Source organism: Nisaea sediminum (genome assembly GCF_014904705.1).
Classification (GTDB): Bacteria; Pseudomonadota; Alphaproteobacteria; order Thalassobaculales; family Thalassobaculaceae; genus Nisaea; species Nisaea sediminum.
This window is the reverse complement of the sequence record NZ_JACZCQ010000003.1, coordinates 262,369-286,784: the sequence shown is the minus strand read 5'-3', so window position 1 is coordinate 286,784 and position 24,416 is coordinate 262,369. Positions and strand designations below refer to the sequence as shown.

The 24,416-nt window shown below is 65.2% G+C and carries 25 protein-coding genes and 1 pseudogene; 13 read left to right on the top strand and 13 right to left on the bottom strand.

The genetic code is table 11. The annotated features are described in order from the left end of the window. Window positions 1-4 precede the first annotated feature (4 nt). From IG122_RS06395 to ftsH, 6 genes are all read left to right on the top strand, one after another. Window positions 5-892, top strand: coding sequence for an MBL fold metallo-hydrolase (locus tag IG122_RS06395; RefSeq protein ID WP_193181612.1), 888 nt, complete (start codon window positions 5-7; stop codon window positions 890-892). 54 nt (window positions 893-946) lie between these two features. Beyond that, window positions 947-2,638 carry a bifunctional protein tyrosine phosphatase family protein/NAD(P)/FAD-dependent oxidoreductase gene (locus IG122_RS06390; RefSeq protein WP_193181610.1) on the top strand — a complete coding sequence of 564 codons (1,692 nt, stop codon included), beginning with the start codon at window positions 947-949 and terminating at the stop codon, window positions 2,636-2,638. A 29-nt stretch (window positions 2,639-2,667) separates the two neighbouring features. Continuing rightward, window positions 2,668-4,440 (top strand): SulP family inorganic anion transporter, encoded by a 1,773-nt coding sequence (locus IG122_RS06385; RefSeq protein ID WP_193181599.1) that lies wholly within the window; start codon window positions 2,668-2,670, stop codon window positions 4,438-4,440. 59 nt (window positions 4,441-4,499) lie between these two features. Continuing rightward, window positions 4,500-5,159, top strand: a complete 660-nt coding sequence (locus IG122_RS06380) for a Crp/Fnr family transcriptional regulator (RefSeq protein WP_319024827.1) — start codon at window positions 4,500-4,502, stop codon at window positions 5,157-5,159. A 109-nt stretch (window positions 5,160-5,268) separates the two neighbouring features. Further along, complete coding sequence (locus IG122_RS06375) at window positions 5,269-5,484, top strand: YgaP family membrane protein (protein ID WP_193181597.1); 216 nt, start codon at window positions 5,269-5,271, stop codon at window positions 5,482-5,484. A 208-nt stretch (window positions 5,485-5,692) separates the two neighbouring features. Continuing rightward, the gene (gene ftsH, locus IG122_RS06370; RefSeq protein ID WP_193181596.1) at window positions 5,693-7,621 is read left to right on the top strand and encodes an ATP-dependent zinc metalloprotease FtsH; all 1,929 of its coding nucleotides are present in this window, start codon (window positions 5,693-5,695) and stop codon (window positions 7,619-7,621) included. Between the two features lies 1 nt (window position 7,622). Here the strand turns inward: ftsH and IG122_RS06365 are convergent, their stop codons facing one another. Continuing rightward, complete coding sequence (locus IG122_RS06365; RefSeq protein WP_226893373.1) at window positions 7,623-7,925, bottom strand: SHOCT domain-containing protein; 303 nt, start codon at window positions 7,923-7,925, stop codon at window positions 7,623-7,625. A 132-nt stretch (window positions 7,926-8,057) separates the two neighbouring features. On the opposite strand from IG122_RS06365, the gene IG122_RS06360 reads away from it, so the two are divergent. Together IG122_RS06360 and IG122_RS06355 are read left to right on the top strand one after the other, a co-directional pair. After that, complete coding sequence (locus tag IG122_RS06360) at window positions 8,058-8,777, top strand: SDR family oxidoreductase (protein ID WP_193181588.1); 720 nt, start codon at window positions 8,058-8,060, stop codon at window positions 8,775-8,777. Window positions 8,778-8,913: 136 nt separating this feature from the next. Continuing rightward, a complete protein-coding gene (locus IG122_RS06355; RefSeq protein ID WP_193181586.1) occupies window positions 8,914-9,744 on the top strand; it encodes a DUF1223 domain-containing protein in 831 nt (276 codons plus the stop codon). 3 nt (window positions 9,745-9,747) lie between these two features. Here the strand turns inward: IG122_RS06355 and IG122_RS06350 are convergent, their stop codons facing one another. The 4 genes from IG122_RS06350 to IG122_RS06335 form a co-directional block, all read right to left on the bottom strand. Next, complete coding sequence (locus IG122_RS06350; RefSeq protein WP_193181585.1) at window positions 9,748-10,998, bottom strand: M24 family metallopeptidase; 1,251 nt, start codon at window positions 10,996-10,998, stop codon at window positions 9,748-9,750. Between the two features lie 119 nt (window positions 10,999-11,117). Beyond that, a complete protein-coding gene (locus IG122_RS06345) occupies window positions 11,118-11,477 on the bottom strand; it encodes a hypothetical protein (RefSeq protein ID WP_193181582.1) in 360 nt (119 codons plus the stop codon). Window positions 11,478-11,710: 233 nt separating this feature from the next. Next, a complete protein-coding gene (locus tag IG122_RS06340) occupies window positions 11,711-12,472 on the bottom strand; it encodes a class II glutamine amidotransferase (protein ID WP_193181580.1) in 762 nt (253 codons plus the stop codon). 79 nt (window positions 12,473-12,551) lie between these two features. Further along, the gene (locus IG122_RS06335) at window positions 12,552-13,055 is read right to left on the bottom strand and encodes a YbaK/EbsC family protein (protein WP_193181578.1); all 504 of its coding nucleotides are present in this window, start codon (window positions 13,053-13,055) and stop codon (window positions 12,552-12,554) included. 96 nt (window positions 13,056-13,151) lie between these two features. Between IG122_RS06335 and IG122_RS06330 the strand changes: the two are divergent. After that, window positions 13,152-13,670: pseudogene (locus tag IG122_RS06330) on the top strand (HupE/UreJ family protein); the annotation flags it as partial. A 147-nt stretch (window positions 13,671-13,817) separates the two neighbouring features. Here the strand turns inward: IG122_RS06330 and IG122_RS06325 are convergent. Together IG122_RS06325 and IG122_RS06320 are read right to left on the bottom strand one after the other, a co-directional pair. Beyond that, entirely contained in the window at window positions 13,818-14,516 is a 699-nt protein-coding gene (locus tag IG122_RS06325) for a 2-phosphosulfolactate phosphatase (RefSeq protein ID WP_193181576.1), read from the bottom strand. 143 nt (window positions 14,517-14,659) lie between these two features. Then, the gene (locus tag IG122_RS06320; RefSeq protein ID WP_226893372.1) at window positions 14,660-16,069 is read right to left on the bottom strand and encodes an FAD-binding oxidoreductase; all 1,410 of its coding nucleotides are present in this window, start codon (window positions 16,067-16,069) and stop codon (window positions 14,660-14,662) included. A gap of 210 nt (window positions 16,070-16,279) precedes the next feature. Between IG122_RS06320 and IG122_RS06315 the strand changes: the two genes are divergently transcribed. Continuing rightward, complete coding sequence (locus IG122_RS06315; protein WP_193181574.1) at window positions 16,280-17,212, top strand: DMT family transporter; 933 nt, start codon at window positions 16,280-16,282, stop codon at window positions 17,210-17,212. Between the two features lie 67 nt (window positions 17,213-17,279). Next, window positions 17,280-17,720, top strand: coding sequence for a hypothetical protein (locus tag IG122_RS06310; RefSeq protein ID WP_193181572.1), 441 nt, complete (start codon window positions 17,280-17,282; stop codon window positions 17,718-17,720). Window positions 17,721-17,771: 51 nt separating this feature from the next. Here the strand turns inward: IG122_RS06310 and IG122_RS06305 are convergent, their stop codons facing one another. Together IG122_RS06305 and IG122_RS06300 are read right to left on the bottom strand one after the other, a co-directional pair. Continuing rightward, window positions 17,772-18,944, bottom strand: coding sequence for a cytochrome P450 (locus IG122_RS06305; RefSeq protein ID WP_193181570.1), 1,173 nt, complete (start codon window positions 18,942-18,944; stop codon window positions 17,772-17,774). A 17-nt stretch (window positions 18,945-18,961) separates the two neighbouring features. Further along, complete coding sequence (locus IG122_RS06300; RefSeq protein WP_193181568.1) at window positions 18,962-19,276, bottom strand: 2Fe-2S iron-sulfur cluster-binding protein; 315 nt, start codon at window positions 19,274-19,276, stop codon at window positions 18,962-18,964. A 109-nt stretch (window positions 19,277-19,385) separates the two neighbouring features. Here IG122_RS06300 and IG122_RS06295 point away from each other — a divergent pair, with 109 nt between their 5' ends. Both IG122_RS06295 and IG122_RS06290 read left to right on the top strand, forming a co-directional pair. Beyond that, on the top strand, window positions 19,386-19,940 hold the full coding sequence (locus IG122_RS06295; RefSeq protein ID WP_193181566.1) for a MarR family winged helix-turn-helix transcriptional regulator: 555 nt from the start codon (window positions 19,386-19,388) through the stop codon (window positions 19,938-19,940). A gap of 311 nt (window positions 19,941-20,251) precedes the next feature. Beyond that, window positions 20,252-20,632, top strand: coding sequence for a hypothetical protein (locus IG122_RS06290; protein WP_193181565.1), 381 nt, complete (start codon window positions 20,252-20,254; stop codon window positions 20,630-20,632). A 77-nt stretch (window positions 20,633-20,709) separates the two neighbouring features. On the opposite strand, the gene grxD is transcribed toward IG122_RS06290, so the two are convergent. The 4 genes from grxD to purQ are packed head-to-tail and all read right to left on the bottom strand — an operon-like array spanning window position 20,710 to window position 24,280. Continuing rightward, the gene (gene grxD, locus IG122_RS06285) at window positions 20,710-21,057 is read right to left on the bottom strand and encodes a Grx4 family monothiol glutaredoxin (RefSeq protein ID WP_193181563.1); all 348 of its coding nucleotides are present in this window, start codon (window positions 21,055-21,057) and stop codon (window positions 20,710-20,712) included. A gap of 59 nt (window positions 21,058-21,116) precedes the next feature. After that, window positions 21,117-21,350 carry a BolA family protein gene (locus IG122_RS06280; protein ID WP_193181554.1) on the bottom strand — a complete coding sequence of 78 codons (234 nt, stop codon included), beginning with the start codon at window positions 21,348-21,350 and terminating at the stop codon, window positions 21,117-21,119. Between the two features lie 33 nt (window positions 21,351-21,383). Then, window positions 21,384-23,594 (bottom strand): phosphoribosylformylglycinamidine synthase subunit PurL, encoded by a 2,211-nt coding sequence (gene purL, locus IG122_RS06275; protein WP_193181552.1) that lies wholly within the window; start codon window positions 23,592-23,594, stop codon window positions 21,384-21,386. After that, entirely contained in the window at window positions 23,591-24,280 is a 690-nt protein-coding gene (gene purQ / locus IG122_RS06270) for a phosphoribosylformylglycinamidine synthase subunit PurQ (RefSeq protein ID WP_193181550.1), read from the bottom strand. Before purQ ends, purL begins: the two co-directional genes overlap by 4 nt. Window positions 24,281-24,416: the final 136 nt, after the last annotated feature.

Genomic DNA, 24,416 nt, shown 5'->3' with positions numbered 1-24,416 from the left:
AGAGATGAGCAATTATCCCGTCGACATGAGCCAGAAGCCGGAGGTCACGCCCTTTTTCGACCCGGCGACCAACACCATCAGCTACGTGGTCAAGGACCCGAACTCGAAAAGCTGCGCCGTGGTCGACAGCGTGATGGATATCGATTACGCCGCCGGCCGCATCACCTACGAGCATGCCGACGAGATCATCGCCTATGTGCAGGAGAAGGGGCTCGAGGTCGAGTGGCTGATCGAGACCCATGTCCATGCCGACCATCTCTCCGCCGCGCCCTACATCCAGGAGAAATGCGGCGGCAAGCTCGGGATCGGCCGCAACATCACCATCGTGCAGGAGACCTTCGGCAAGGTGTTCAACGAGGGCACCGAGTTCCAGCGCGACGGCAGCCAGTTCGACCGGCTGTTCGATGACGGCGACAGCTACGAGATCGGCGGGATGCACTGCTTCGCCATGCATACGCCCGGACACACGCCCGCCTGCATGACCCACGTGATCGGTGATGCCGCCTTCGTCGGCGACACGCTTTTCATGCCGGACGGCGGCAGTGCCCGCGCCGATTTCCCGGGCGGCGACGCCGGCACGCTCTACGACTCGATCCAGAAGGTGCTCGCCCTGCCGGACGCGATGCGGCTCTTCATGTGCCACGATTACGGGCCGAACGGGCGCGACATCCAGTGGGAGACCACGGTCGACTCGGAGAAGGCCGAGAATATCCATGTCGGCGGCGGCAAGTCCCGCGAGGAGTTCGTCGAGATGCGCACCAAGCGCGACGCCCAGCTCGACATGCCGCGGCTCATCCTGCCCTCGCTGCAGGTGAACATGCGCGGCGGCAAGATGCCGCCGAAGGACAAGGACGGACGGCAGTTCCTGAAGCTGCCGGTAAACGCCCTCTGACCAGCGCACCGCCGTCGGGCGCCGAATGAATAAGAAAAAACGGAGGAACGTGCCATGAGCGATGCGCGCAAGATCACCGAGTCCCTCTCGGTCCGCCCGCAGATCCAGCCGGACGAGGTCGCGGACTTCGCCGCGGCCGGCTACCGGGCCATCATCTGCAACCGTCCGGACGGCGAGGGCGCCGACCAGCCGACCTTCGAGGAGATCGAGGCGGCGGCGAAGAAGGCCGGGCTCGAGGCGCTCTACCTGCCGGTGACCTCCGGCAAGGTGCAGGACGCGGACGCCGAGGCCTTCGGCAAGGCGCTCGAGAGGCTGCCGAAGCCGGTGCTCGCCTACTGCCGTTCCGGCACCCGTTCCGCGACGCTCTGGGCGCTTTCCGAGGCCAAGAGCCGGCCGCTGCCGGAGATCCTGCAGCGCGCCAAGGATGCAGGCTACGACATGAGCGGCGTTGTCCGGCGCATCGCCAACGGCGGAAAGACGCCGACCGACACGGGCGACGCCTCTTACGAGGTCGTCGTGGTCGGCGGCGGGGCGGCCGGCATCGCCGTCGCCTCCAGCCTGCAGGCGCGCTCGCCCGGGCTCGACATCGCCATCATCGACCCGGCCGACATCCACTATTACCAGCCCGGCTGGACCATGGTCGGCGGCGGCATCTTCTCCGCCGAGACCACGGCCCGCACCATGGGCTCGCTGATCCCCGAGGGGGTGCACTGGATCAAGTCCGCCGTCGCCGCCTTCGAGCCGGAGAACGACGCCGTGATCCTCGACGGCTGCCGGGTGGTGAAATACAAGCGCCTCGTCGTCTGCCCGGGCCTGAAGCTCGACTGGCACGGCGTCGAGGGCCTGGTCGAGACCCTCGGCAAGAACGGCGTCACCTCGAACTACCGCTACGATCTCGCGCCCTATACCTGGGAGCTGGTGAGCGGGCTGAAATCCGGCCGCGCCGTCTTCACCCAGCCGCCGATGCCGATCAAATGCGCCGGTGCGCCGCAGAAGGCGATGTATCTCTCCGCCGACCACTGGCTGAAAAGCGGGCGTCTGAAGGATATCGAGGTCGGCTTCTACAATGCCGGCGGCGTGCTCTTCGGGGTAAAGGAGTACGTTCCGGCGCTGATGGAATATGTCGAGCGCTACAATGCCGGCCTGCATTTCTTCCATCGCCTGACCGCCGTCGACGGCGCGGCGAGGAAGGCCTGGTTCGAGGTCGCGAAGCCGGACACCGAAAAGACCACGATCGAGGTCGAGTTCGACATGATGCATGTCTGCCCGCCGCAATGCGCGCCTGACTTCATCCGCGTCTCGCCGCTCGCCGACGCGGCCGGCTGGGTCGATGTCGACCAGCAGACCCTGCGTCACAAGACCTTCCAGAACGTCTGGTCGCTCGGCGACGTGATGAACGCCCCGAACGCGAAGACCGCGGCGGCGGCCCGGATGCAGGCCCCGATCGTGGCCGAGAATCTCGTCGCCGACATGAAGAGCAGCGGAAAGCAGGCCCGCTACAACGGCTACGGCTCCTGTCCGCTGACCGTGGAGCGCGGCAAGATCGTGCTCGCCGAGTTCGGCTATGGCGGCGCGCTGCTGCCGAGCTTCCCCGACTGGCTGATCGACGGCACCAAGCCGAGCTGGCTCGCCTGGCTGTTGAAGGAACGCTTCCTGCCGCCCTTCTACTGGAAAGGCATGCTGCGTGGCCGCGAATGGATGGTGAAGCCGGAGACGGTCTCGGCCGAGCCGCCGGCCCAGCTCTGAAAGAGACGATCGGCAAGGGGTGATCGAGAATGTCCGAGACTGCGAAGGTGGGCGCCAGCAAGTTCGCCCGCTATCTGCCGATCCTCGACTGGGGCGCGCGCTATGACAGGGGCGCGCTGACCAGCGATCTGGTGGCGGCGGTGATCGTCACCATCATGCTGATCCCGCAATCGCTCGCCTATGCGCTGCTCGCGGGGCTCCCGGCGGAGATGGGGCTCTATGCCTCGATCCTGCCGCTCGTCGCCTATGCGATCTTCGGCACCAGCCGGGCGCTCGCCGTCGGGCCGGTCGCGGTGGTCTCGCTGATGACCGCGGCCGCGATCGGCAATCTCGGCGTGACCGATCCGGCGACCTATGCCGCGGCGGCCATCGTGCTGGCGCTGCTCTCCGGCCTGATGCTGATGGCGATGGGGGTGCTCCGGCTCGGTTTCCTCGCCAATTTCCTCAGTCACCCGGTGATCGCCGGATTCATCACCGCCTCCGGCATGATCATCGCCGCGAGCCAGCTGAAACATATCCTCGGGATCAAGGCCTCCGGCCACAACCTGCTGGATCTCCTGATCGACCTTGGCCGCAACCTGCCGAACCTGAACCCGGCGACCGCCACCATAGGCGTCGGCGCGACGCTCTTCCTGTTCTGGGTCAGGAAGGGGCTGAAGCCGCTGCTGATCCGTTTCGGTCTGCGCCCGCGGATGGCCGACATCCTCGCCAAGGCGGGGCCGGTTGCCGCCGTCGCGGTGACCACGTTGCTTTGTTGGGGTATCGGGCTCGAGGGGCAGGGGGTCGCCATTGTCGGATCGGTGCCGCAGGGCCTGCCGCCGCTGACCCTGCCCACCTTCGATGCCGAGCTCTGGACCGGCCTCGCCGGCTCCGCCCTGCTGATCTCCGTCATCGGCTTTGTCGAGTCCGTCTCGGTCGCCCAGACGCTCGCGGCGAAGAAGCGCCAGCGCATCGTGCCGGACCAGGAGCTGATCGGGCTCGGCGCCTCGAACGTCGCCGCGGCGGTGACCGGCGGCTATCCCGTGACCGGCGGCTTCGCCCGCTCGGTGGTAAATTTCGACGCCGGCGCGGAGACCCCGGCCGCCGGTGCTTTCACCGCCATCGGCATCTGTCTCGCCGCACTCGCCCTGACGCCGCTGCTCTTCTTCCTGCCGAAGGCAACGCTTGCCGCGACGATCATCGTCGCCGTCCTTTCGCTGGTGGATTTCTCGATCCTGAAGCGGACCTGGATCTATTCAAAAGCGGATTTCGCCGCAGTCGCCGTGACCATGGCACTCACCCTCGGGGTCGGCGTCGAGATCGGCGTTTCGGCGGGAGTGCTGCTCTCCATCCTGCTTTTTCTCTTCAAGACCTCGCGGCCGCATATCGCCGAAGTCGGGCTGGTGCCGGGCACCCAGCATTTCCGTAATATCCGTCGCCATGCGGTGCAGACCGTGCCGAGCGTGCTGACGATCCGGGTCGACGAGAGCCTCTATTTCGCCAATGCGCGTTATCTCGAGGATTATCTCTACGACCGGGTCGCCGGCGACCGCGGCCTGAAGCATGTGATCCTGATGTGTTCCGCGGTGAACGAGGTCGACAGCAGCGCGCTCGAATCTCTCGAGGCGATCAACAACCGGCTCCAGGCCATGGGCGTCTCGTTCCATCTCTCCGAGGTGAAGGGGCCGGTGATGGACCGGCTGCAGCGGGCGCATTTCCTTGACGAGCTGACCGGGCGGGTCTTTCTCTCGCAATACGAGGCCGCGACGGAACTCGATCCCTCCCTCTTGCAGCAGACGCCGCAATTGAGAAAGATCGCCTGATCGGACGGAGATGCGGAGACGCCGTCTCCGTCTCGCGGCAAGCGGGCGGAGGGGCGAGCGTGGCGGACTGGATCGAACAATTTCCGGGACTTTCCCGCCTGGATGGCGACCTGCGCGAGATGCTTGTCCGCCAGAGTCGCGTCGTCGAGGTTCCGCAGGGGACCGTTATCTTCGGACCGGGCAAGGCGCCTGAGAATCTTCTGCTGCTGCTCGCAGGCGTGGTCCGGGTCCAGCAGGTGGCGGAGAACGGCCGCGAGATCGTGCTCTACCGGGTACATGCGCACGAGAGCTGCGTGCTGACCACGGCCTGTCTGCTCGCCTACGAGGATTACAGTGCCGAGGGGATCGCGGAGACGGACGTCTCGGCGGTCGCGATCCCGCGCGCCGTGTTCGACGAGATGATCGCCCGCTCCGCCGACTTCCGGCGTTTCGTCTTCACTGCCTATTCGAAACGGATCACCGATCTCTTCACGGTGATCGAGGAGATTGCCTTCCGCCGCCTCGACCTGCGCCTCGCCGCCAAGCTGCTGGAGCGATCCGATCCGGCGGGGGATGTGCTGCTGACCCACCAGCAGCTCGCGGTCGAGCTCGGCACCGCACGAGAGGTCATTTCCCGCCAGTTGCAGGAGTTCATCCGCCGGGGATGGGTCACCGCCGGGCGCGGCCGCGTCCATGTGACGGATGCGGACGCCCTCGGTGCCTTCGCCCAATCCGCCTGATATCTCTCACTTTGATATCTTTCTTCGGCATAGGTGACTAAGTCACTGTTTCCGGTATGGAGCCGGGCATAGGGTTTCTCCAACGCGTCTTTACACGGGAGTGTCTCTCATGACTGCGAATGTCGGAAACCTTGACCGTCTGGCCCGCCTCGTGCTCGGCCTCGTCCTGATCGTTGCGCCCTTCCTGCTCGACCTCGCCATTTTCGCCAACCCGCTGGTGAAATGGGGGCTGCCCGTCGTCGGCCTGGTCTTCGCCGGTACCGCATTGATCCGTTTCTGTCCGCTCTACGCGATCTTCGGGATCAGGACGCGCTCGGAGAATTAAACCGAAGGACCGTCGTCCCTTTCAAGAGGTCGTCATTTCCGCGAAAGCGGGGACCCAGGGATACAGGTCACGGCTCTACGCTCTCTTGGTCCCCACGTGCGTGGGGATGACGGCGTTGAAGAGAACGCCGGCACGCGCGCCCATGGACCGGAAAGGCACGGCGGATTAACCTTGTTCCCTCCGCAACCTCCGGACCGAGGACCGCTCCATGGCCGACGACGACGACGAGAAGGACCCGAAGCCGCTCATCAAATGGGCGCTGCTGATCGGCCTCTTCTTCGCCCTGCTCGCCTTCTCGCAGCTGCTGACGACCGGAGAGAAGGCGGCACCGAAGAGCTATTCCGAGTTCAAGGCGCTGGTCGGCGCTGGCCGGGTCGAGAGCGTCACCTTCGAGGGCGCCAGGATCCACGGCATGCTGCGCGACGGCGCGGCGACGACTCCGTTCTCCTCCTACCTGCCGCCGACCGGCGATCCGGATCTGCTCGCCACGCTGGAGGCGCGCGGTGTCGAGGTCCGTTCCGAGCCGGCCGACGATGGCACCTCCTGGCTGGTCTCGCTGCTGCCCTGGCTGCTGATCTTCGGCGTCTGGTACTTCCTCTGGTTCCGCATGTCGGGCTCGATGATGGGCGGCATGGGACGGGGCGGGGTCGGCGACATCCTGCGCGGCCGCACCGAGCCGGTGAAGAAGGCGAAGATCCCGAAGATCCGTTTCGCCGACGTCGCGGGGCAGGAGAACGCCAAGGCCGAGGTCTCCGAGCTGCTCGAGTTCCTGCGCGACGCCGAGCGTTATCAGAAGCTCGGCGCCGAGGTGCCGCACGGCATCCTGCTGCAGGGCCCGCCCGGCACCGGCAAGACCATGCTGGCGCGCGCGCTCGCCGGCGAGGCGGGGGTGCCGTTCTTCCACATGTCGGCCTCCGAGTTCATCGAGATGTTCGTCGGCGTCGGCGCCAGCCGGGTGCGCAACCTGTTCGACGCGGCAAAGAAGGCGCAGCCCTCCATCGTCTTCATCGACGAGCTCGACAGCGTCGGCCGGGTGCGCGGCGCCGGGCTCGGCGGCGGGCATGACGAGCGCGAGCAGACGCTGAACCAGATCCTCGCCGAGATGGACGGTTTCGAGGGGCACGAGGCGGTGGTGGTGCTGGCCGCGACCAACCGGCCGGACGTGCTCGACCCGGCGCTGCTCCGCCCCGGCCGCTTCGACCGGCATGTGACGCTGGAGCTGCCGGACCTCGCGGGCCGCGAGGCGATCCTCAAGGTCCACACCCGCAACGTGCCGCTCGCGGACGGCGTCGATTTGCACAAGGTCGCGACCGGGACGCCGGGCTTTTCCGGCGCGGATCTCAAGAACCTGGTGAACGAGGCGGCGATGGCGGCGGCGCGGGAGAGCCTGACCCGGGTCGAGGCGCGGCATTTCGATGCCATGCGCGACCGCATCATCATGGGCGCGGTGCGCACGCTGGCGATCCACGAGGACGAGCGGCACCGGCTTGCGGTGCACGAGAGCGGGCATACGGCGGTCGCCTATTTCCTGCCGCTCGCCGATCCGCTGCACAAGGTGACGATCATCCCGCGCGGCCGCTCGCTCGGCAGCACGCACCAGCTTCCGGAGATCGAGCGCCACACCCTGCCGGAGGAATATCTGAAAGAGCGGCTCGCGGTCATTCTCGGCGGCCGGGCGGCGGAGCAGGTCTTCCTCGGCTCGGTCAGTTCCGGCGCGGACGAGGATATCCGCATGGCGACGCAGATCGCCCGCTCCATGGTCGGGCGCTGGGGCATGTCGGAGGAGGTCGGTCCGGTCGACGTGCGCGAGAGCGAGTCGCATCCCTTCCTCGGCCGCGAAATGGCGCAGCCGCGCAGCTTCTCCGAGGCGACGGCGGCGCTCGCCGACAAAGCGGTGAAACGCTATCTCGTCGAGGCGGAGGCGCAAGCCGTCGAGCTGCTGAAACAGAACGAGCCCAAGGTCGCCAGGCTGATTGCGGACCTGGAGGAACGCGAGACCCTCGATCGCAACGAGATCGCGGTCTGTCTCGGCCCGAAGGAAGTCGCCGCCGGCTCCAGGAAAGCGCCGAAGCCGGTGTCCGAAAGCGGCAAGACGTCGGAGAGTGGCAAGGTGCCGGAAGAGAAGGACGGCGCCTGAATTACTCGAGCAGTTTGCGCCGCTGCTCGAATTCCTCCTTGTCTATCTCGCCCCTGGCGAAGCGCTCGCGCAGGATCGCCAGCGCCTTGTCTCCGTCGCCTTTCGGCGCGAAGCTAAAGTGGCGCGCAGCGAAGAGCGCGGCGGCGATCAGGATCACGACGAACAGCAGCATCATGAACGGGCCCATGAACCAGCCGCCCATCATCATCGGGTGGTAGCCGTAGCCGTCGGCGGGATCGGCATTGGCGGGAAAGGCAGCCGCGACGGCAGCCGCGGATGCCAGAACGGGAACAAGGGTCTTCATTGCTCTCTCCTCGGGCCGGATTGACGGAATGCTGGATGCTAGTCCTTCCAGCAGGGGGCAGGTCAACGGACATTGGCGATCCGGTCGCTGCGGTGCTATGCGGATGCAGCGGATCGGATCGGGAGGACATCCATGAAGAAGGCCATCGTCACCGGACACAGCAAGGGCCTCGGCGCGGGGATCGCGGCCGCTTTGCTGGAAGGCGGATACAACGTGCTCGGCCTGTCCCGCTCGGCGCTGCCGGGCTTCGAGTCAGGGCTCGAACAGGTTGCACTTGATCTCGGCGATACCGCGGCCCTGTCGCACTGGCTCGAGAGCGACGAGCTCGCGGATTTCCTGGAACATGCCGAGTCTGCGGTGCTGGTGAACAACGCCGGTATCGTCGAGCCGATCGCGCCGCTCGGACGGCAGGGCGCGTCGGCGATCGCCCGGGCGGTGACGGTGAATGTCAGCGCCGCGCTGATTCTCGCCGATGCCTTCGTCGCCGCGACGGAGAGCGTTGCCGATCGCCGGCTGGTGCATATTTCCAGCGGGGCAGGGCGGCATGCCTATACCGGCTGGAGTGTCTATTGCGCGACCAAGGCGGCGCTCGACCATCATGTTCGCGGCGTCGCCGATGACGGCATTGCGGGGCTCAAGGTGGAAAGTCTCGCGCCCGGCGTGATCGATACCGGAATGCAGGCCACCATCCGGTCGACCCCGGAAGAGGATTTCGCGCTGCGTGAGCGCTTCGTCGGGCTGAAGGAGAGCGGTGCGCTCGGCGACCCGGAGACGGTCGGCGCTAAGATCGCGGCCCATGTGACCGGCCCGAAATTCGGCGCCGAGCTGGTGACTGACATCCGGGAGCTGTGAGGCCACTTCTTCCAAACCCTCGCAGATCCGTCATCCCGGACCCCGATCCGGGACCTTCCGCACGATAGAGCCCGATGTTCGACAAGGTCCCGGCTCAGTGGCCGGGATGACGGTCATGGGGGATGGTCACCCGTGCGTGACCATCGGTGATTCGAACCGCGGCTGTGGCGTGCCTATTCTCTCTTGCATGAAAACCTCGCGACGCAGACTGCTCGGCGGCCTCGCCGCCCTTGGCAGCACCGGTGCGCTCGGCCTTGCCGGTCTGGCGCGCTCCACCCGGACCTCGCAGGCGCAGAGCCGCGCCATGGGTCCGATCGTGCTCGAACTCTTCACCAGTCAGGGCTGCTCCTCCTGCCCGCCGGCCGACCGGCTGCTTGGCGAGCTGGCGATGGAGCCGGACGTCCTCGCGCTCGCCTACCACGTCGATTACTGGAACTATATCGGCTGGAAGGACCCGTTCTCCTCCAAGGCCATGAGTGAGCGCCAGCACCGTTACGGACGCGCCATGCGGCTCTCCAGCATCTATACCCCGCAGCTGGTGATCGACGGCGAGGTCGATTTGGTCGGCTCGCGCCGCGGGCAGGTTATGGCGGAGCTGGAAGAGCGCCGCGGGGCGGCGCCCGGGACCGGTGTCGGGGTTACGCTGGAGCCGGACGGGACGGAATTCGTCCTGACGCTCTCGCCTTGGGGCGAAAGCAGCATGGCGGGTGCCGATCTGTTTCTCGTCGGCTCGGACGAGCGGCACGTGACCGAGGTGCCCCGGGGCGAGAACCGCGGACGCACCCTCGAGGATTTTGCCGTCGTCCGTTTCTACGCGCCGCTCGGAGCCTGGGACGGCAAGGCGATGAAGTACCGGATCCCAAAGACGGCGATTAGAATGCGTTCTGAGAGGCTCTCTATACTGGTACAGGCTGCGGGGCAGGGACGGATCTACGGCGCCGGCACGCTGGATCTACGCACCGTCTAGGCCTCACCCGAGCAGGCGGTCCTCGAACGGGAACTGTGACAGCAGCTCGATACCGTTCTCGGTCACAAGGATCTGCTGTTCCAGCTTCACGCCTTCACCGACGGCTTCCTCGCCGATGAAGCTCTCGACGCAGAGCGTCATGCCGGGTTCGATCACTCCGTCATAACCTGCGTCGGGAAAGTCGGCGCGGTGGTAAAGGTAGGGATACTCCCCGGTCATGCCGACTCCATGAGAGGACAGGTAGTAGCGGTTGGCGAAGTATCTCTCCGGAATCTCCCACGCGCGATCCGCATAGTCCCGGAACGTCATCCCCGGCTTGATGATGGCCATATTGTAGTGCACCTGCTCATGCGCAGTCCTGTAGAGCTCGCGCTGCATGGCGCTGGGTTTGCCGGGGCCTGAATGAAAGGTGCGGGAGAAATCGGCGTAGTAGCCGTGGCAGCCGACCACGTCGGTATCGAGGGCGATGAGTTCGTCCTCGCCGATCACCCGCGGGCCGGTCTCCTGGAACCACGGATTGGTCCGCGGCCCGGAGTTCAGAAGCCGCGTCTCCACGTAATCGCCGTCCTGTTCGATTACCGACTGGTGCAGGATGGACCAGAGCGCGTTCTCGGTCAGTCCGGGGCGGATCGCGTCGCGCAGTCTGGCGACGCCTTTCTCCGTGGCGCGAAGCGAGGCGCGGACGCATTTCATTTCTTCCGGAGATTTGATGCAGCGGGCCATCTCGACCGGCTCCTGCGCATCGACCAGCCTGAAACCTTCCGCCGCCAGCGCCGCCGCAGCGCCGGCATTCATGCGCTCGACGCCGACGGTCGCTCCGGCGCCGACCAGTTCGCGGAGGGCGGCGGCGGTCTCGCGCGCCCAGAGCCGCTCCCGCTCGGCGATCTTTGCGCCGGCCGCGACGAAACTCGCGGTGATGGCCGGACGAACCTCTGTGAGCGTTTCCAGCCCGTTGGCCAGATGCATGGCGCCGGTGAATTCGTAGAGGATCGCATCGCGCTCGGTCAGCAGAAGATAACGTCCGGTATTTCTGGAGCTGAAGATCTGCATGTTCCGCGCGCCGGTGGCGTAGCGGATATTGACCTGATCATGCAGGACGCAGGCGGCGATGCCGCGCTTTGCCATCTCCGTTCTGACCCGGCCGAGCCGGTAGGCGCGGACTGCGACGAGATCGATCGGCTCGCCGGCGTTTTCGGTGTCGAGCAGTGACAGATCGGCCAGATCCGTGCGCTCCGCGTGCCAGTCCATTTCCATATGGGCCTCCCGAAGTCACCTGAGCATAAGGTGACGGAAGTACTCAACTCTGTATCGCGGACGACGTGTTTCCCTCCGTTTCAAAAGCCTGTTCCGGGAGCGCAGGAAGCGCTTGGCTGTCAGCTGCTGCAGTCCTTCAGATACAGGATGTCGTCGCCTTGCAGGAGCCTCAGGGTGAACTGCGACAGATCGAATGTGACTGTGACGACAGCACCCTTGGTTGGGTTCTTGTTGAAGATCCCGCCTGTCAGACGGCACAAAAACGGCGGGTTTCCGATAACGGACGACACATCGCCGGATTGCGGGTCGGATGTCTCGCCTGCTTTGACCTCGACCGCACCGGTGCCTATGAAGACGCCAATCGACCCGCCCGTCGCATTATTGAGGGGGTTCTGGTTCAGGGTGAAACCATCGTCGGCCAGCGCCCTCCCGGCCAGCAAGGCCATGAACAGCGTCGTAGCTAGAAATATCCGGCACATTCTCGCTTCTCCATAAGTGAGGGGAAGGCCTGCACATCGCGTAACAGGACGGTCTTCGGCCTTCCGGACTAGGATAACGAGGATCTTATCGGCATTTCTCAGTTATACAACTAAAAGTAGTATTTTCCTTATAAATGCAAATTATAAAATTGTGGGATGGGAATCGGATGGGCCTGACCCCCAACCACTCGATCATCGCGCTCCTTCGAGGGACGGTTCAGGGCAGACCGGAGTCAGAGCATCGCCGCCGATACCCCGCCGGCTGACAGCCGTACGATCTGGCCCTCGGCGACGCTGCACCAGTGGGCGCCGCGTTCGTCGAGCGGCTCGGAGGCGAGAGTGAGGCCCCCGGTGGCGAAGCTTTCCGAGACATAGAGCGTCGGGCTCAGCCCGTCGCTTGAGCGGCGAAAGCCCCAGATATCGCTGCCGTTGCTGAAGACGCAGGTCAGCCGGTTCGGATGCGCGACCGTACCCTGGACCTGCTCGATCCGCGCGATGGTGCGGCGGATCGCTTCCGGCGGATCCTCGTCCAGTCCCTCGGCGAGGGCGAGCAGGAAGAAGAGTTCGGAATCGGTGGTGCCCCGGCGCGAAAGATAGAGCGTGTCCGGTAGCAGCGCCTCGAGCGCGCGACGGATGCGGGCGAAGTCGGCGATCTCGCCGTTATGCATGAAGCACCAGCGGCCGTGGGCGAAGGGATGACAGTTGGTGCGCGCGGTCTCGCCGACGGTCGAGGCGCGGACATGGGCGAGGAAGAGCCGCGAGGCGATCATCCGGCAGAGGCTGGTGAGGTTGCCGTCCGACCAGGCGGGCAGCACGTCGCGGTAGAGGCCCGGCCGCTCGTCGCCGGCGTACCAGGCGATGCCGAAACCGTCGCCCTGGACGGCGAGCTTGGCCTCGGTGGCCGCCTGGCTCTGTTGCAGGAGCGAGTGGCGGGGTCTGATGATGATGTCCTCGAGCGCGACATCCGCGCCGAGATAGGCGGCGACACGGCACATGGAACTGCTTGGCTCCGTAAGGCATGCGAAGGCGATCAATTGCCACTGCGATCTTGCCAGCGGAAGCGTTTTCTTTCGGTTAACTTGCCGTTTTTTCGATCGGGTTGGCGAGACCCTCGACGACTTCTGCAAGAGGCTGGTCGAGCAGCAGTTTCGGGTCGACGATCAGCTTCGAGGAACGGTTGCCGCCGCCGAGGATGATCTCCCGACGGGCCATCACGTCGGCATCGATCCAGAGCGGCAAGTCGGACGGCAGGCCGAGCGCGGTGACCCCGCCGATTTCCATGCCGGTCAGGTCCCGCGTTTCCTCGGCGCCGGCGAAGGAGACCTTCCGCGCGCCGAGCTTCTTCCGCGCCACCTTGTTCACGTCCAGCCGGTGGGTCGCGAGCACGATGCAGGCGGCATATTTCAGCTCGCCGGTCTTGGAGCGAATCAGGATCGTGTTCGCCGAATCCTCCGGCGCCTTGCCGTAGCGCGCGCAGAAGACGGCCGTGTCGGCGAGTTCCGGATCGCAATCCATCACCTCGAAAGCGTATGGGGATGCTTCGAGGATGGCGCGGATCTCCGGAAGGGTGTCGGTCATGGAACAGGCCTCTTGGTTAAGAAATGCTGCTGTGCAACGATAACAGAGCGCGACCCATCCCGGGGCGCCGGATCGACTTCAACAAAGGATCATTTCATGCTTAGAGCCTTCGCCCTCGGCGCCGCAATGCTTGTTGCAGGCACCTCGACCTCCTTTGCCCATCTCAATCCCGCCGAGCACGGCTCTTTTGCGGCCGGTATCTCCCACCCGTTCTTCGGTGCCGACCATATCCTCGCCATGATCGCCGTCGGCATCTGGGCCTTCCAGATCGGTGGCCGCGCGCTGGTCGGCGTGCCGCTCGCCTTTGTCGGCTGCATGGCGCTTGGCTTCGTGCTGGCACTCTCCGGCGTCGCACTGCCCTTCGTCGAGCCCGCGATTCTCGCCTCCGTCGTCGCCCTCGGCCTGCTGGTCGCGGCCGCTGTGCGCCTCCCGACCGGTGTCTGCGCCGCCGTCGTCGGCACCTTCGCGCTGTTCCATGGTCATGCGCATGGCGGCGAGATCGGTGCCGCCAGCGCGCTGACCTATGGCGCCGGCTTCGTCGCCGCGACCGCGCTGCTGCATGTCGCCGGTCTTGGCGCCGGACTCGGCCTGCAGAAGCTCTTCACCGAGCGCGCCACGTTCGCCCTCGCGGTCACCCGCGGTATTGGCGGCCTGACAGCTGCTATCGGTCTCGGCATGCTGATGCCTGAAGCCTTACCCCACCAAAGGGAAGAGCCCGCCCCGGGCAGCGAGGCCGTCCTTTTTCTCTTTCCGGAAGGGGCCTCAGACGGCGCTGTACACGCCGTTCTTCAGCTTCGGCACACGGCCGCTGACATTCAGTTCGGCGGCATAGGTCACATCCTCGGCATAGCCGGAGCCGGCGAGCTCCCGCCCGCTCTCGCTTTCGCCGATCAGGAGCGCAAGCTCGCCGTTCGCGGAGCGGAAAGAGCGTACGGCGATTTCCGCCTCGGGCGCACGAGCTCCGCTCATCGCGTCGACGATGGCGCCGGCGCCGAGCCAGTCCTCGATTGCCGGGCGGAGCGAGTTGTCGTTCCAGCGTTCGCCTGCGGGGATCACCGCGACCTTGTGGAATTTCGAGAGTGCCTTGCCCACCGCCCGCGCATTCCGGAGGCAGCCGGCGAAGACTTCTCGGTCGCTGGCGAGTCTCGAGAGGGTGGCGCCGTTGGGCGAGGGGAGGACATAGCGCGTGCCCGGACTCGCCCGGGTAAAGCTCGCCGGCGAGAGCGAGACGTCGTTGTTCGTGGCGTCGCGCCGCCGCTTGGCGACAATTGCCTCCTTCGAAACGGCGAAGGCGGCGGCCTCCTCGTAGTCGTGCTCGAACGGCAGAATCTGGATCTCCCGGTCGGCGGCGATGGAGACGCAGGTCGAGAAGGAGAGCACATCGACGATGACCACTGCGTTCGCCCAGTGACATAGCTTCGCGACTCCGGCTTCTCCCCATTCGAGGCGGATTTCGGTCATGCTTCAATCTTTCGGATGGCCCCGTTTCGGGGCGTGATGTTGATTTTCCCGATATGGCCCGCCTGCTTCGATAGCGCAGCCGACGATGGCCTTCATGGTGCCGCTGGGCTAAGGCATGGGGCTTTCCGTGTCGGAGCTGAGGATCAGGCGGGCAGAACTTTCCCGGGATTCATGATGCCGAGCGGGTCGAGCGCCTGCTTGATCGCCTTCATCGCGCCGAGCGCGGCCCCGTGTTCCGCCTCCATGTAGCGGATCTTGCCCTGGCCGACGCCGTGCTCTCCGGTGCAGGTGCCGCCGGCCGCGATGGCGCGCATCACCATGCGCTCATTATGGCCCTTGGCGGCCTCGACCTCTTCCTTGTTCTTCGGATCGATGCAATAGCCGACATGGAAATTGCCGTCGCCCACATGGCCGACGATGCCGGCCTTGAGGCCGGTCGCGGCGAGATCCTTCTCGGCTTCGAGGATCGCCTCTGCGAGGCGGGAGATCGGCACGCAGATATCAGTCGCCATGACCTCGCAGTCGGGCCGCATGGACTTGATCGCGTAATGCACGTTGTGCCGCGCTTCCCAGAGCTTGTTGCGGTCCTCCGCCTTCTCGGCCCACTGGAAGGCGCTGCCGCCGAATTCGCCGGCGATCGCCTCGACGGCTTCCGCCTGTTCCTTCACGCCGGTCTCGCTGCCGTGGAACTCGAAGAACAGGGTCGGCTTCTTCTCGTAGCCCTCGAGCCCGGAGAAGCGGATGCAGGCTTCCATCTGGCTGTCGTTCAGGAGCTCGATCCGCGCCATCGGGATGCCGGACTGGATGGTCAGGATCACCGTATTGATCGCGCTTTCGAGATCGCCGAACTGGCAGACCGCGGCCGAGGTTGCCTCGGGGATGCCGTAGAGTTTCAGCGCCACTTCGGTGATCACGCCGAGCGTGCCTTCGGAGCCGACGAAGAGGCGGGTCAGGTCGTAGCCGGCCGAGCTCTTGCGGGCGCGCTGCGCCGTGCGGATGATCTCGCCGGATGCAGTGACGACGGTGAGCGAGAGCACATTCTCCCGCATCGTGCCGTAGCGCACCGCGTTGGTGCCGGAGGCGCGGGTCGCCGCCATGCCGCCGATCGAGGCGTCTGCGCCGGGGTCGATCGGGAAGAACAGGCCCTGGTCGCGCAGATGGGTGTTGAGCTGCTTGCGCGTGACGCCCGCCTCGACCCGGCAGTCGAGATCCTCGGCATTCACCTCGAGGATGTTGTTCATCTGCGAGAGATCGATCGAGATCCCGCCGGCGAGGGCGCCGATATGGCCTTCGAGCGAGGTACCGGTGCCGAAGGGAATGACCGGAACGCGGTGCTCCGCGCAGAGCCGGACCACCTCCGCCACGTCCTCGGTACTCGCGGCGAAGACGACGCCGTCCGGCGGCATGGGCGTGTGATAGCTCTCGTCCTGGCCGTGCCGTTCGAGGATGGCGGGGGCGGTGGAAAAGCGTTGGCCGAAGCGCTCGCGGAGCTGCTCCAGAACCGGCGTGATCGCCGAAGCCTCGATGCGGGCCTGCATGGCGTTTTCTCCCATCAGATTTTCCGGTCAGACTATCCGCGCTCCGGGGCGCGCTCAATCGCCGAATGGGCGCAGGCGCTATGCCGCGCAAGAAACGGAGTTCTGACGGCATTGATCTCGTCTATGCAGGGGTTCGCTGCCCGTTTCGCGGCGGCGGCGGACGGCGTGGCGGGATAAAACACTGCCACGCGGACACGATCTCTCGACCGGAAAGACCTGAACGGCATGAATGCACAAGTGAACCTGACGATGGGGCCGGTCGAATGGGGCATCCTCATTCTGCTTTCCGCGGTCTGGGGCGGGTCCTTCTTCTTCGTCGGCGTCGCCGTCGCGGACGTTCCGCCGCTGACCATCGTGCTCGTCCGGGTCGGCCTCGCCGCGCTGGTCATGCAGATGGCGCTGCCGCTCTTCGGCTACCGGATGCCGACGGACTGGAAAGCGCTCCGGGCGTTCCTGATCATGGGCTTCCTCAACAACGCCGTGCCGTTCTCGCTGATCGTCTTCGGCCAGACCCGGATCGCCAGCGGACTTGCCTCGATCTTCCTCGCGGCGACGCCGATCTTCGGCGTTCTGGTCGCCCATTTCATGACCGACGACGAGCGGATCAGACCGCTCCGCGTCCTCGGCGTCGCATTCGGCTTCGGTGGTGTGGCGCTGATGGTGGGCGAGGATCTCTCCGGCGGCATCGCCGGCACGCTGCTCGGCCAGCTCGCCCTGCTCGGCGCCGCGCTCAGCTATGCTTTCGGCGGCGTCTTCGGCCGGCGCTTCAAGGGCATGGGGATCGAGCCTGTTCAGACCGCCGCGGGCCAGGTGACGGCCTCGACGCTGCTGCTGATCCCGGCGGTCACCCTCGTCGACCGGCCCTGGACCCTGCCCATGCCGTCGACGGAGACCGTCGCGTCGCTCGCCGGGCTGGCTCTGCTCTGCACCGCCTTCGCCTACATCCTCTATTTCGAGCTGCTGAAGCGGGCGGGGGCGATGAACCTGCTGCTGGTCACCTTGCTGGTGCCGGTGAGCGCGATCCTGCTCGGCGTGCTGTTCCTGAACGAAGCTCTGGCGCCGATGCATTTCGCGGGCATGGCCCTGATCGCGACGGGACTGCTGGCGATCGACGGGCGGTTGTTTCGGAAGATCGCGGCCACCCGGGAGATTTCATGAGTGCCGATAGCTCCGGATGCTAAGATCCGCGCGTTTCAGTTGAGCAGCCTGAAGAGGTATCTGGAAAATGTGGCGTATTCCTTTTGTGGCATTGTTGCTCGTCGGGTTTTCGTTTCATGCTTCGGCGGGGCCATATACTGACAAGGCTGCCCGCTGTCTGATTGTCTCCACTCTGAAGAGTGAGCGTACGGATTTGGCATTGTGGATCTTTCTTACCTTGCGCGATCATCCTGCTCTGGAAGAACTCCCGAAACCGGATGAGACCGCCGTCGAATCGGCGAATAGAAAGACAGCGGCCCTGGTCACAGAATTGATCTCCAGTCGATGCACCGAAGAATTTCGTGAAGCTAGGAAGCATGAGGGCGATGAAGTTTGGGAAACCAGTTTCAGTGTCTTGGGACAGATTGCAGGTCGGGAGATTTTCTCGCACCAGAAGGTACAGAATAATGTTCAAGGCTTTAAAGAGTTCCTCGATCTGGACAAACTGAATGGAGCCCTGAAGGACTAGTATTCAGGATTTTCTGCGGCAAGTCGGGGTTTTTCCTGTCGACGTGAGAACTTACGACACGATGGTACCCCACGTCACCGGCATCTCCAGCGGCCCGCGGAAGGCCCAGCCGCCGAACGGGACCTCACCGGCGAGCGCGAGGCCCGGCAGGTTCTCGAAGATCATCGGCAGCGCGACCTCGGCGATCAGGCAGCGCGAGGCCCAGGCGCCGGCGCAGAAATGCGGGCCGGCGCCGAAGGCGATGGATTGCGAGGTGTCGCGGGTGACGTCGAAGCGCTCCGGGTCCTCGAACGCCGCCTCGTCCCGGTTGCCGGAGCCGAACATCAGGAAGACCCGGTCCTCCGGCTCGAACGTCACGCCCTTTGCCTCATAGCGCCGCGCGACCCGGCGGGGCGACATGCCGATGGGGGAGATCCAGCGGGCATATTCCTCGAAGGCCTGGAGCCAGGTGGCCTTGCCGTCGCGGACGAGGGCGAGCTGCTCCGGATGGGTAAGCATGGTCCAGACGAGGCCTGCGATCACGTCGCGCGGCTCGTTCTGGCCGCCGGAGATGGTCAGTTTGATGTTGGCGCGGACGGCCTCTTCCGGCAGGCCTGCCTGCATCTGCACCGAGAGCATGGAGCTGTCCGGCGTCTCCCGGAGCAGCGGCATCATGCCGTCGATATGACGGTCGATGGAGCCGGTGCAGTCGTGGCAGCGCGCCTCCACTTCCGGATCGCCCGCATAGTTCGCGCAGCCGTCGATCATGCCCTGGCTGACCCGGTCCATTTCCTGCCAGCTCATGTTGGTGAGGCCGGTGATCGCCTTCAGCGCCTCGCCGGAGACCCGCTTGGCGATGTCCTTCACCATGTCGGCCCGTCCGAGCGGACGAAGCTCTTCGAGGGCCTTGGCGGTCTCCGTCTCGAACTGCGCCTTCCATACCGATTTCACCGTCTTCGGCGAGACCGAAGGGAAGATCGCCTTGCGCTCGGCCATATGGGCGGCGCCGTCCTTGCGCATCAGGTTCTGCCCCATCAGGACGGTCATCAGGCCCTGGGGTTGGTCGGAGGAGAAGATCTCGATCTTCTTCTCGTTCTCAAAGATGTCGTCGCGCCGGGTGAGGAGCGTGGCGCCGAGCTGCGGCACATAGGCGATCGGCGCCTCGGCGCGCATCCGTTTCAGGTCCGGGTAGGGATCCTTCCAGAAGGTCTTCGGATCGATCTCGTAGATCGGGGCGGTGGACATATGGGATCTCCGTTGCGTCAGGGTACGCGCAGCACGATGCCGTCGAGTTCCGGCAGTGCGACGAGCTGGCAGGAGAGGCGGCTTTCGGGCAGGCGCTCCGGTTCGGCCATGTCGAGCATGTCGTCCTCGTCCGGGGCGATCTCCGGCAGGGCCGACGGTGCCTCTTCGACGACGACGTGACAGGTGGCGCAGGCGAGGCTGCCTCCGCATTGGCCGACGATGCCGTCGATCCCGTTGTCGAGCGCGGCCTGCATAAGGTTGCCGCCGGTCTCGACAGCGACCGATTTTCGCGTTCCGTCCAGCAGGATCCAGGTGACGCTGATCGTTTCCATCCCATATCCCTCGTTTTTTTGTTGTCATGTCAACAGAAGGGTGTTGTTGAGTCAACGGGTTCTCTCTGGGATGCTGGGAGCGATCATCCGAGGAGCGAAAAGGCAGGATATGACGGACGAGACCAGCGACCTTCCGGACTCTCTCTTCCTCGTAGCCGTTCCTGACGAAGCGGGCGGGGAGGCGCAGGAGACGCTGAGCTTCCGGCGGACGCCGACCGTGCTCCTGACCTTCGCCGCCAACCGTTTCACCCGCAGCGCGGCCCGGCATTACCAGGAGAGGTTCGGCATCGGGGCGATGGACTGGCGCATGCTGGTGATGCTGACCCGCGAACCGGGCAGCAGCGTCAGCCACGCCGCGCGGACCATCGGCATCGACAAGGGAGCGGTCAGCCGGTGCCTGAAACGTCTCGAGGCGGACGGTCTCGCCGCTCCGGACGACGGTGCTCGGCGGCGTGACTGGTTCCTGACGGCGAAGGGGCATGCGCTCCATGCCGAGGTGCTGGAGGTCGCGCTGGCGCGGCAGCGCAAGCTGCTGGAAGGGTTCTCGGAAGAGGATGTCGGCCGGCTGAACGGTTACCTCGCGCGCTTTCTGGACAACCTCGCGGAACTCAACGGGGAAGACCGGGAAGAAGGCGGCTCCCCTCAATCGTCACCCCGGACCTGATCCGGTATCCACTCTCTGAGCCGTCAGGTCATCGGAAAGTGGATCCCGACTTTCGTCGGGATGACGGTTGTGCAAGAGTTTATGACCTGCTGAACACTTGCTCTCGTTTTCGTGTTTTCTTGGTACGTGAAATAAATATCGCGCCGTTATCTTTCGGCGTAAAATGCACTCTTGCCGACCGCAAGAGGCGCCAAAAACAAGAATCCCGAAACCGGCGGCCGGCACTTTATCGAAAAAGAACGTTGATGAAGCGTCCCGCCGGGCCGTCGCCGGAGTGCGACCGGCCGCCGCGGGCGCAAGGGAGCAAGAGAATGTTTCTGAAAGTGGTTCCAGGTGTTGTGGCGCTCGTCCTTCTCGGCGGCGCGGCGGGCCAGGCCGCTGATCTGCCTGTGCGCAAGAACCTCATCCACAACGAGACTTCGCTGGTCAGTTTCGTCCAGGTCGGGATCGGCGAGGATGGCGACGTCGTCTCGATCGACAAGGGCGCGACCTCCGCGCCGGTCGAGGGAAAGATCGAGACCGTCGCGCTCGGCCTCGTCGGCTATCTCTGCAATTTCAAACAGAGCAAGGTGAGCGGGGAGGCGGGCGAGGGTGCCGTGCTGACGCTGCGCTTCCAGGAAAGCGACCGCACGCTCAGCGTCCTTCAGGGCGAGCGGGTCCTGCTGCAGGATACCTGCGATCCCACCAAGTGAGGTCCAGCGCTACGAACACGCAAAAGAAAAGGGCCGCGAAAGCGGCCCTTTTCGTACTCATCTTCGATCGGGAAGGATCAGGCCTCGGCGCCGATCTGCACGTCGATGCCCTTGGTGTTCAGCATCTCGAGCAGCTCGCCGGTCTCGTACATTTCGCGGATGATGTCGCAGCCGCCGACGAATTCGTTCTTCACATAGAGCTGCGGGATCGTCGGCCAGTTGGAGAATTCCTTGATCCCTTCGCGGATCGCCGGATCCTCGAGCACGTTGATGCCCTTGAACTTCACGCCGACATGGCTGAGCACGCCAACCACGGCGGCGGAAAAGCCGCACTGCGGGAAGACCGGGGTGCCTTTCATGAACAGGACCACGTCGGTGGAGTCGATTTCGTTCTGGATACGCTGGCGGGTGGCGTCGTCAAGCATGGCGAGGTCCTTTCATGGGTCCGTGTGCCGTTCGATTAAATGATTATAACAGAATCAGATCAGCCGGGCGTTCCGGTCTGCAGCGCGAGGGCGTGCAGTTCGGTGCCCATGCGGCCCTGCAGGGCCTGATAGACCATCTGATGCTGCTGGATGCGGGTCTTGCCTTCGAAGGCGGAGGAGAGAACATGGCAGGCGTAATGATCGCCGTCCCCGCGCAGATCCTCGATCGTGACCTGGGCATCGGGGAACGTCTCCTTGATGAGGCGTTCGATCTCTCCGGCTTCCATTGCCATGTGTTTTTGTCCCTGCTTCGTTTCTTGTCGGTCTCAGGAGGCGGCCATGTAATCCGGCAGCCAAGCCTCGAACACCGACCGTAGCACCGACACCGATATGGAGTCACCGGCGGCGAGTTTCAATTCGCCGTCCCCGGTGGTCCGTCCGATGACGGTCGCGGATACGCCCATCGCCGCGGCTGCCTTCAGCACGGCATCGGCATCTTTCGCCGTGACGACATAGCGCGCCTGATCCTCGCCGAAGGCCCAGGCGTGGGCCGGCTGGCCCGCCGCAGGTTCAACCGCCGCGCCGAGTCCCTTCGCACCGAGCGCCATCTCTGCGAGCGCGATAGCGAGACCGCCGTCGGAGACGTCGTGACATGCGGTGACCTTGCCCTCTTCGATCAGGCCGCGGACGAAATCGCCATTCTTCTTTTCCAGCGCGAGGTCGACCGGCGGCGGAGCGCCTTCCTCGCGGCCCTGGATCTCGCGCAGATAGATCGACTGGCCGAGCCAGCCTTTGGTCTCGCCGATCACGAGGATGGCCTCGTCCGCCGCCTTGAAGGCGACGGTGGCGCGCTTTTCGATATCGGCGATGACGCCGACGCCGCCGATCACCGGGGTCGGCAGGATCGCCTTGCCCTCGGTCTCGTTGTAGAGCGAGACGTTGCCGGAGACGACCGGATAGTCGAGGGCGAGGCAGGCGGCCTTCATGCCGTTAATGGCGCCGACGAACTGGCCCATGATTTCCGGCTTGGTCGGGTTGCCGAAATTCATGTTGTTGGTGACCGCGAGCGGCTTGGCGCCGGTCGCGGTGATGTTGCGCCAGGTCTCGGCGACGGCCTGGGCGCCGCCGGTCTCCGGCGCGGCCTTCACATAGCGCGGCGTGCAGTCGACGCACATCGCGAGGCCCTTCTTGCTGTCGCGCACGCGCACCAGCGCCGCATCGCCGCCCGGACGGATCGCGGTGTCGCCCATGATCAGGTGGTCGTACTGTTCCCAGATCCAGCGCCGGCTGCAGAGGTCCGGGCTGCCGATCAGGTCCTTCAGCGCGCCGGTGAGGCTCGCCGGGGCAGGGACGGAGGCCGGATCGAGCACCGGGGCGGCCGGGGTCGGCTGCCACGGGCGATCGTATTCCGGGGATTCCGCGACCATCGGGGCGATCGGAATGTCGCCGACGGTCTCCTCGCCCATCTTCAGGACGAGATTGCCGGTGGTGGTGAGATGGCCGATGACCGCAAAATCCAGTTCCCACTTGTCGAAGATCGCCCGCGCCTCGGCCTCGGCTTCCGGGCCCGGCTTCAGGATGATGAGCATCCGTTCCTGGCTTTCGGAGAGCATCAGCTCGTAGGGCGTCATCTTCTCTTCGCGGGCCGGGACCTTGGCGAGGTCGAGCTCGATGCCGAGCCCGCCCTTGCCCGCCATCTCGACGGAGGAGGAGGTGAGCCCGGCCGCGCCCATATCCTGGATGGCGATGATCGTGTCGGTCGCCATCAGCTCGAGGCAGGCTTCCAGCAGCAGCTTCTCGGTAAAGGGATCGCCGACCTGCACGGTCGGGCGTTTCTCCTCGGAATCCTCGTTGAACTCGGCGGACGACATGGTCGCGCCGTGGATGCCGTCGCGGCCGGTCTTGGCGCCGACATAGATCACCGGGTTCCCGGCGCCGGCTGCGGCCGAATAGAAGATCCGGTCGGCCGGCGCGAGGCCGACGGTCATCGCGTTGACCAGGATGTTGCCGTTATAGGCGGGGTGGAAATTCACTTCGCCGGCGACCGTCGGCACGCCGATGCAGTTGCCGTAGCCGCCGATGCCCGCAACGACGCCGCCGACCAGGTGCCGGGTCTTGGCATTGTCCGGGCTGCCGAAGCGCAGTGCGTTCAAGTTGGCGATCGGCCGCGCGCCCATGGTGAAGACGTCGCGCAGGATGCCGCCGACGCCGGTTGCCGCGCCCTGGTAGGGCTCGATGAAGCTCGGGTGGTTGTGGCTCTCGATCTTGAAGACCGCGGCCTCGCCGTCGCCGATATCGATCACGCCCGCATTCTCGCCCGGGCCCTGGATCACGTGCGGCGCCTCGGTCGGCAGGGTCTTCAGCCACTTCTTCGAGCTCTTGTAGGAGCAGTGCTCGGAATACATCGCGGAGAAGACGCCGAGTTCCGTCATGTTCGGCTCGCGTCCGAGGATCTTCAGGATGCTGGCGTACTCGTCCTCGGACAGTCCATGCTCGGCGACGATTTCCGGCGTGATGGCGATATTGGAAATGCTCAAGAGAGGGCCCTCACCAGTCCGTCGAAGAGGCCACGGCCGTCTGTGCCGCCGACCGCGCTGTCGATAGCGTTTTCCGGGTGCGGCATGAAGCCGAGCACGGTCTTTTCCTTATTGAAGACGCCGGCAATGCTACGGGCGGAGCCGTTCGGATTTCCGGCCGCGTTCATCTCGCCGTTCTCGTCGACATAGCGGAAGGCCACCTGGCCGTTCTGCTCGATCTCGTCGAGGGTTCTTTCGTCGGCGAAATAGTTGCCGTCATGGTGCGCGACCGGGATGGACAGCACCTGGCCGTCCTCGTAGCCGCCGGTGAAGAGCGACTGGCTGGTCTCCACCCGCATCCCGACATTGCGGCAGATGAACTTCAGCCCCGCATTGCGCATCAGCACGCCCGGCAGCAGACCGGTCTCTGTCAGGACCTGGAAGCCGTTGCAGACTCCCATGACCGGGACGCCCTTGTCTGCCTTCTCTTTCAGGCTCCGGAGGACCGGCGAATGGGCGGCGATGGCGCCGGCACGCAGATAGTCGCCGTAGGAGAAGCCGCCGGGGACCACGATCAGGTCCACATCGGGGATGTCGGTGTCTCGGTGCCACACCATGTGCGGCGCTTTCCCGCTGGCCTGTTGCAGCGCAACAGCCATGTCGCGCTCTCTGTTGGTGCCGGGAAAAACGATGATGGCTGATTTCAACGCGGGGCCTCTCGATTGGGGCTGGGTCAGCGCGGCGGAAAGTACGGGAGGCGGCGTCCAAGTGCAAGCGGTGTTGCCGGATTCACGCTGCTATCACGGCAGTCGGGGAAACTGCCCGCGTCGCAGGCCATTTGGG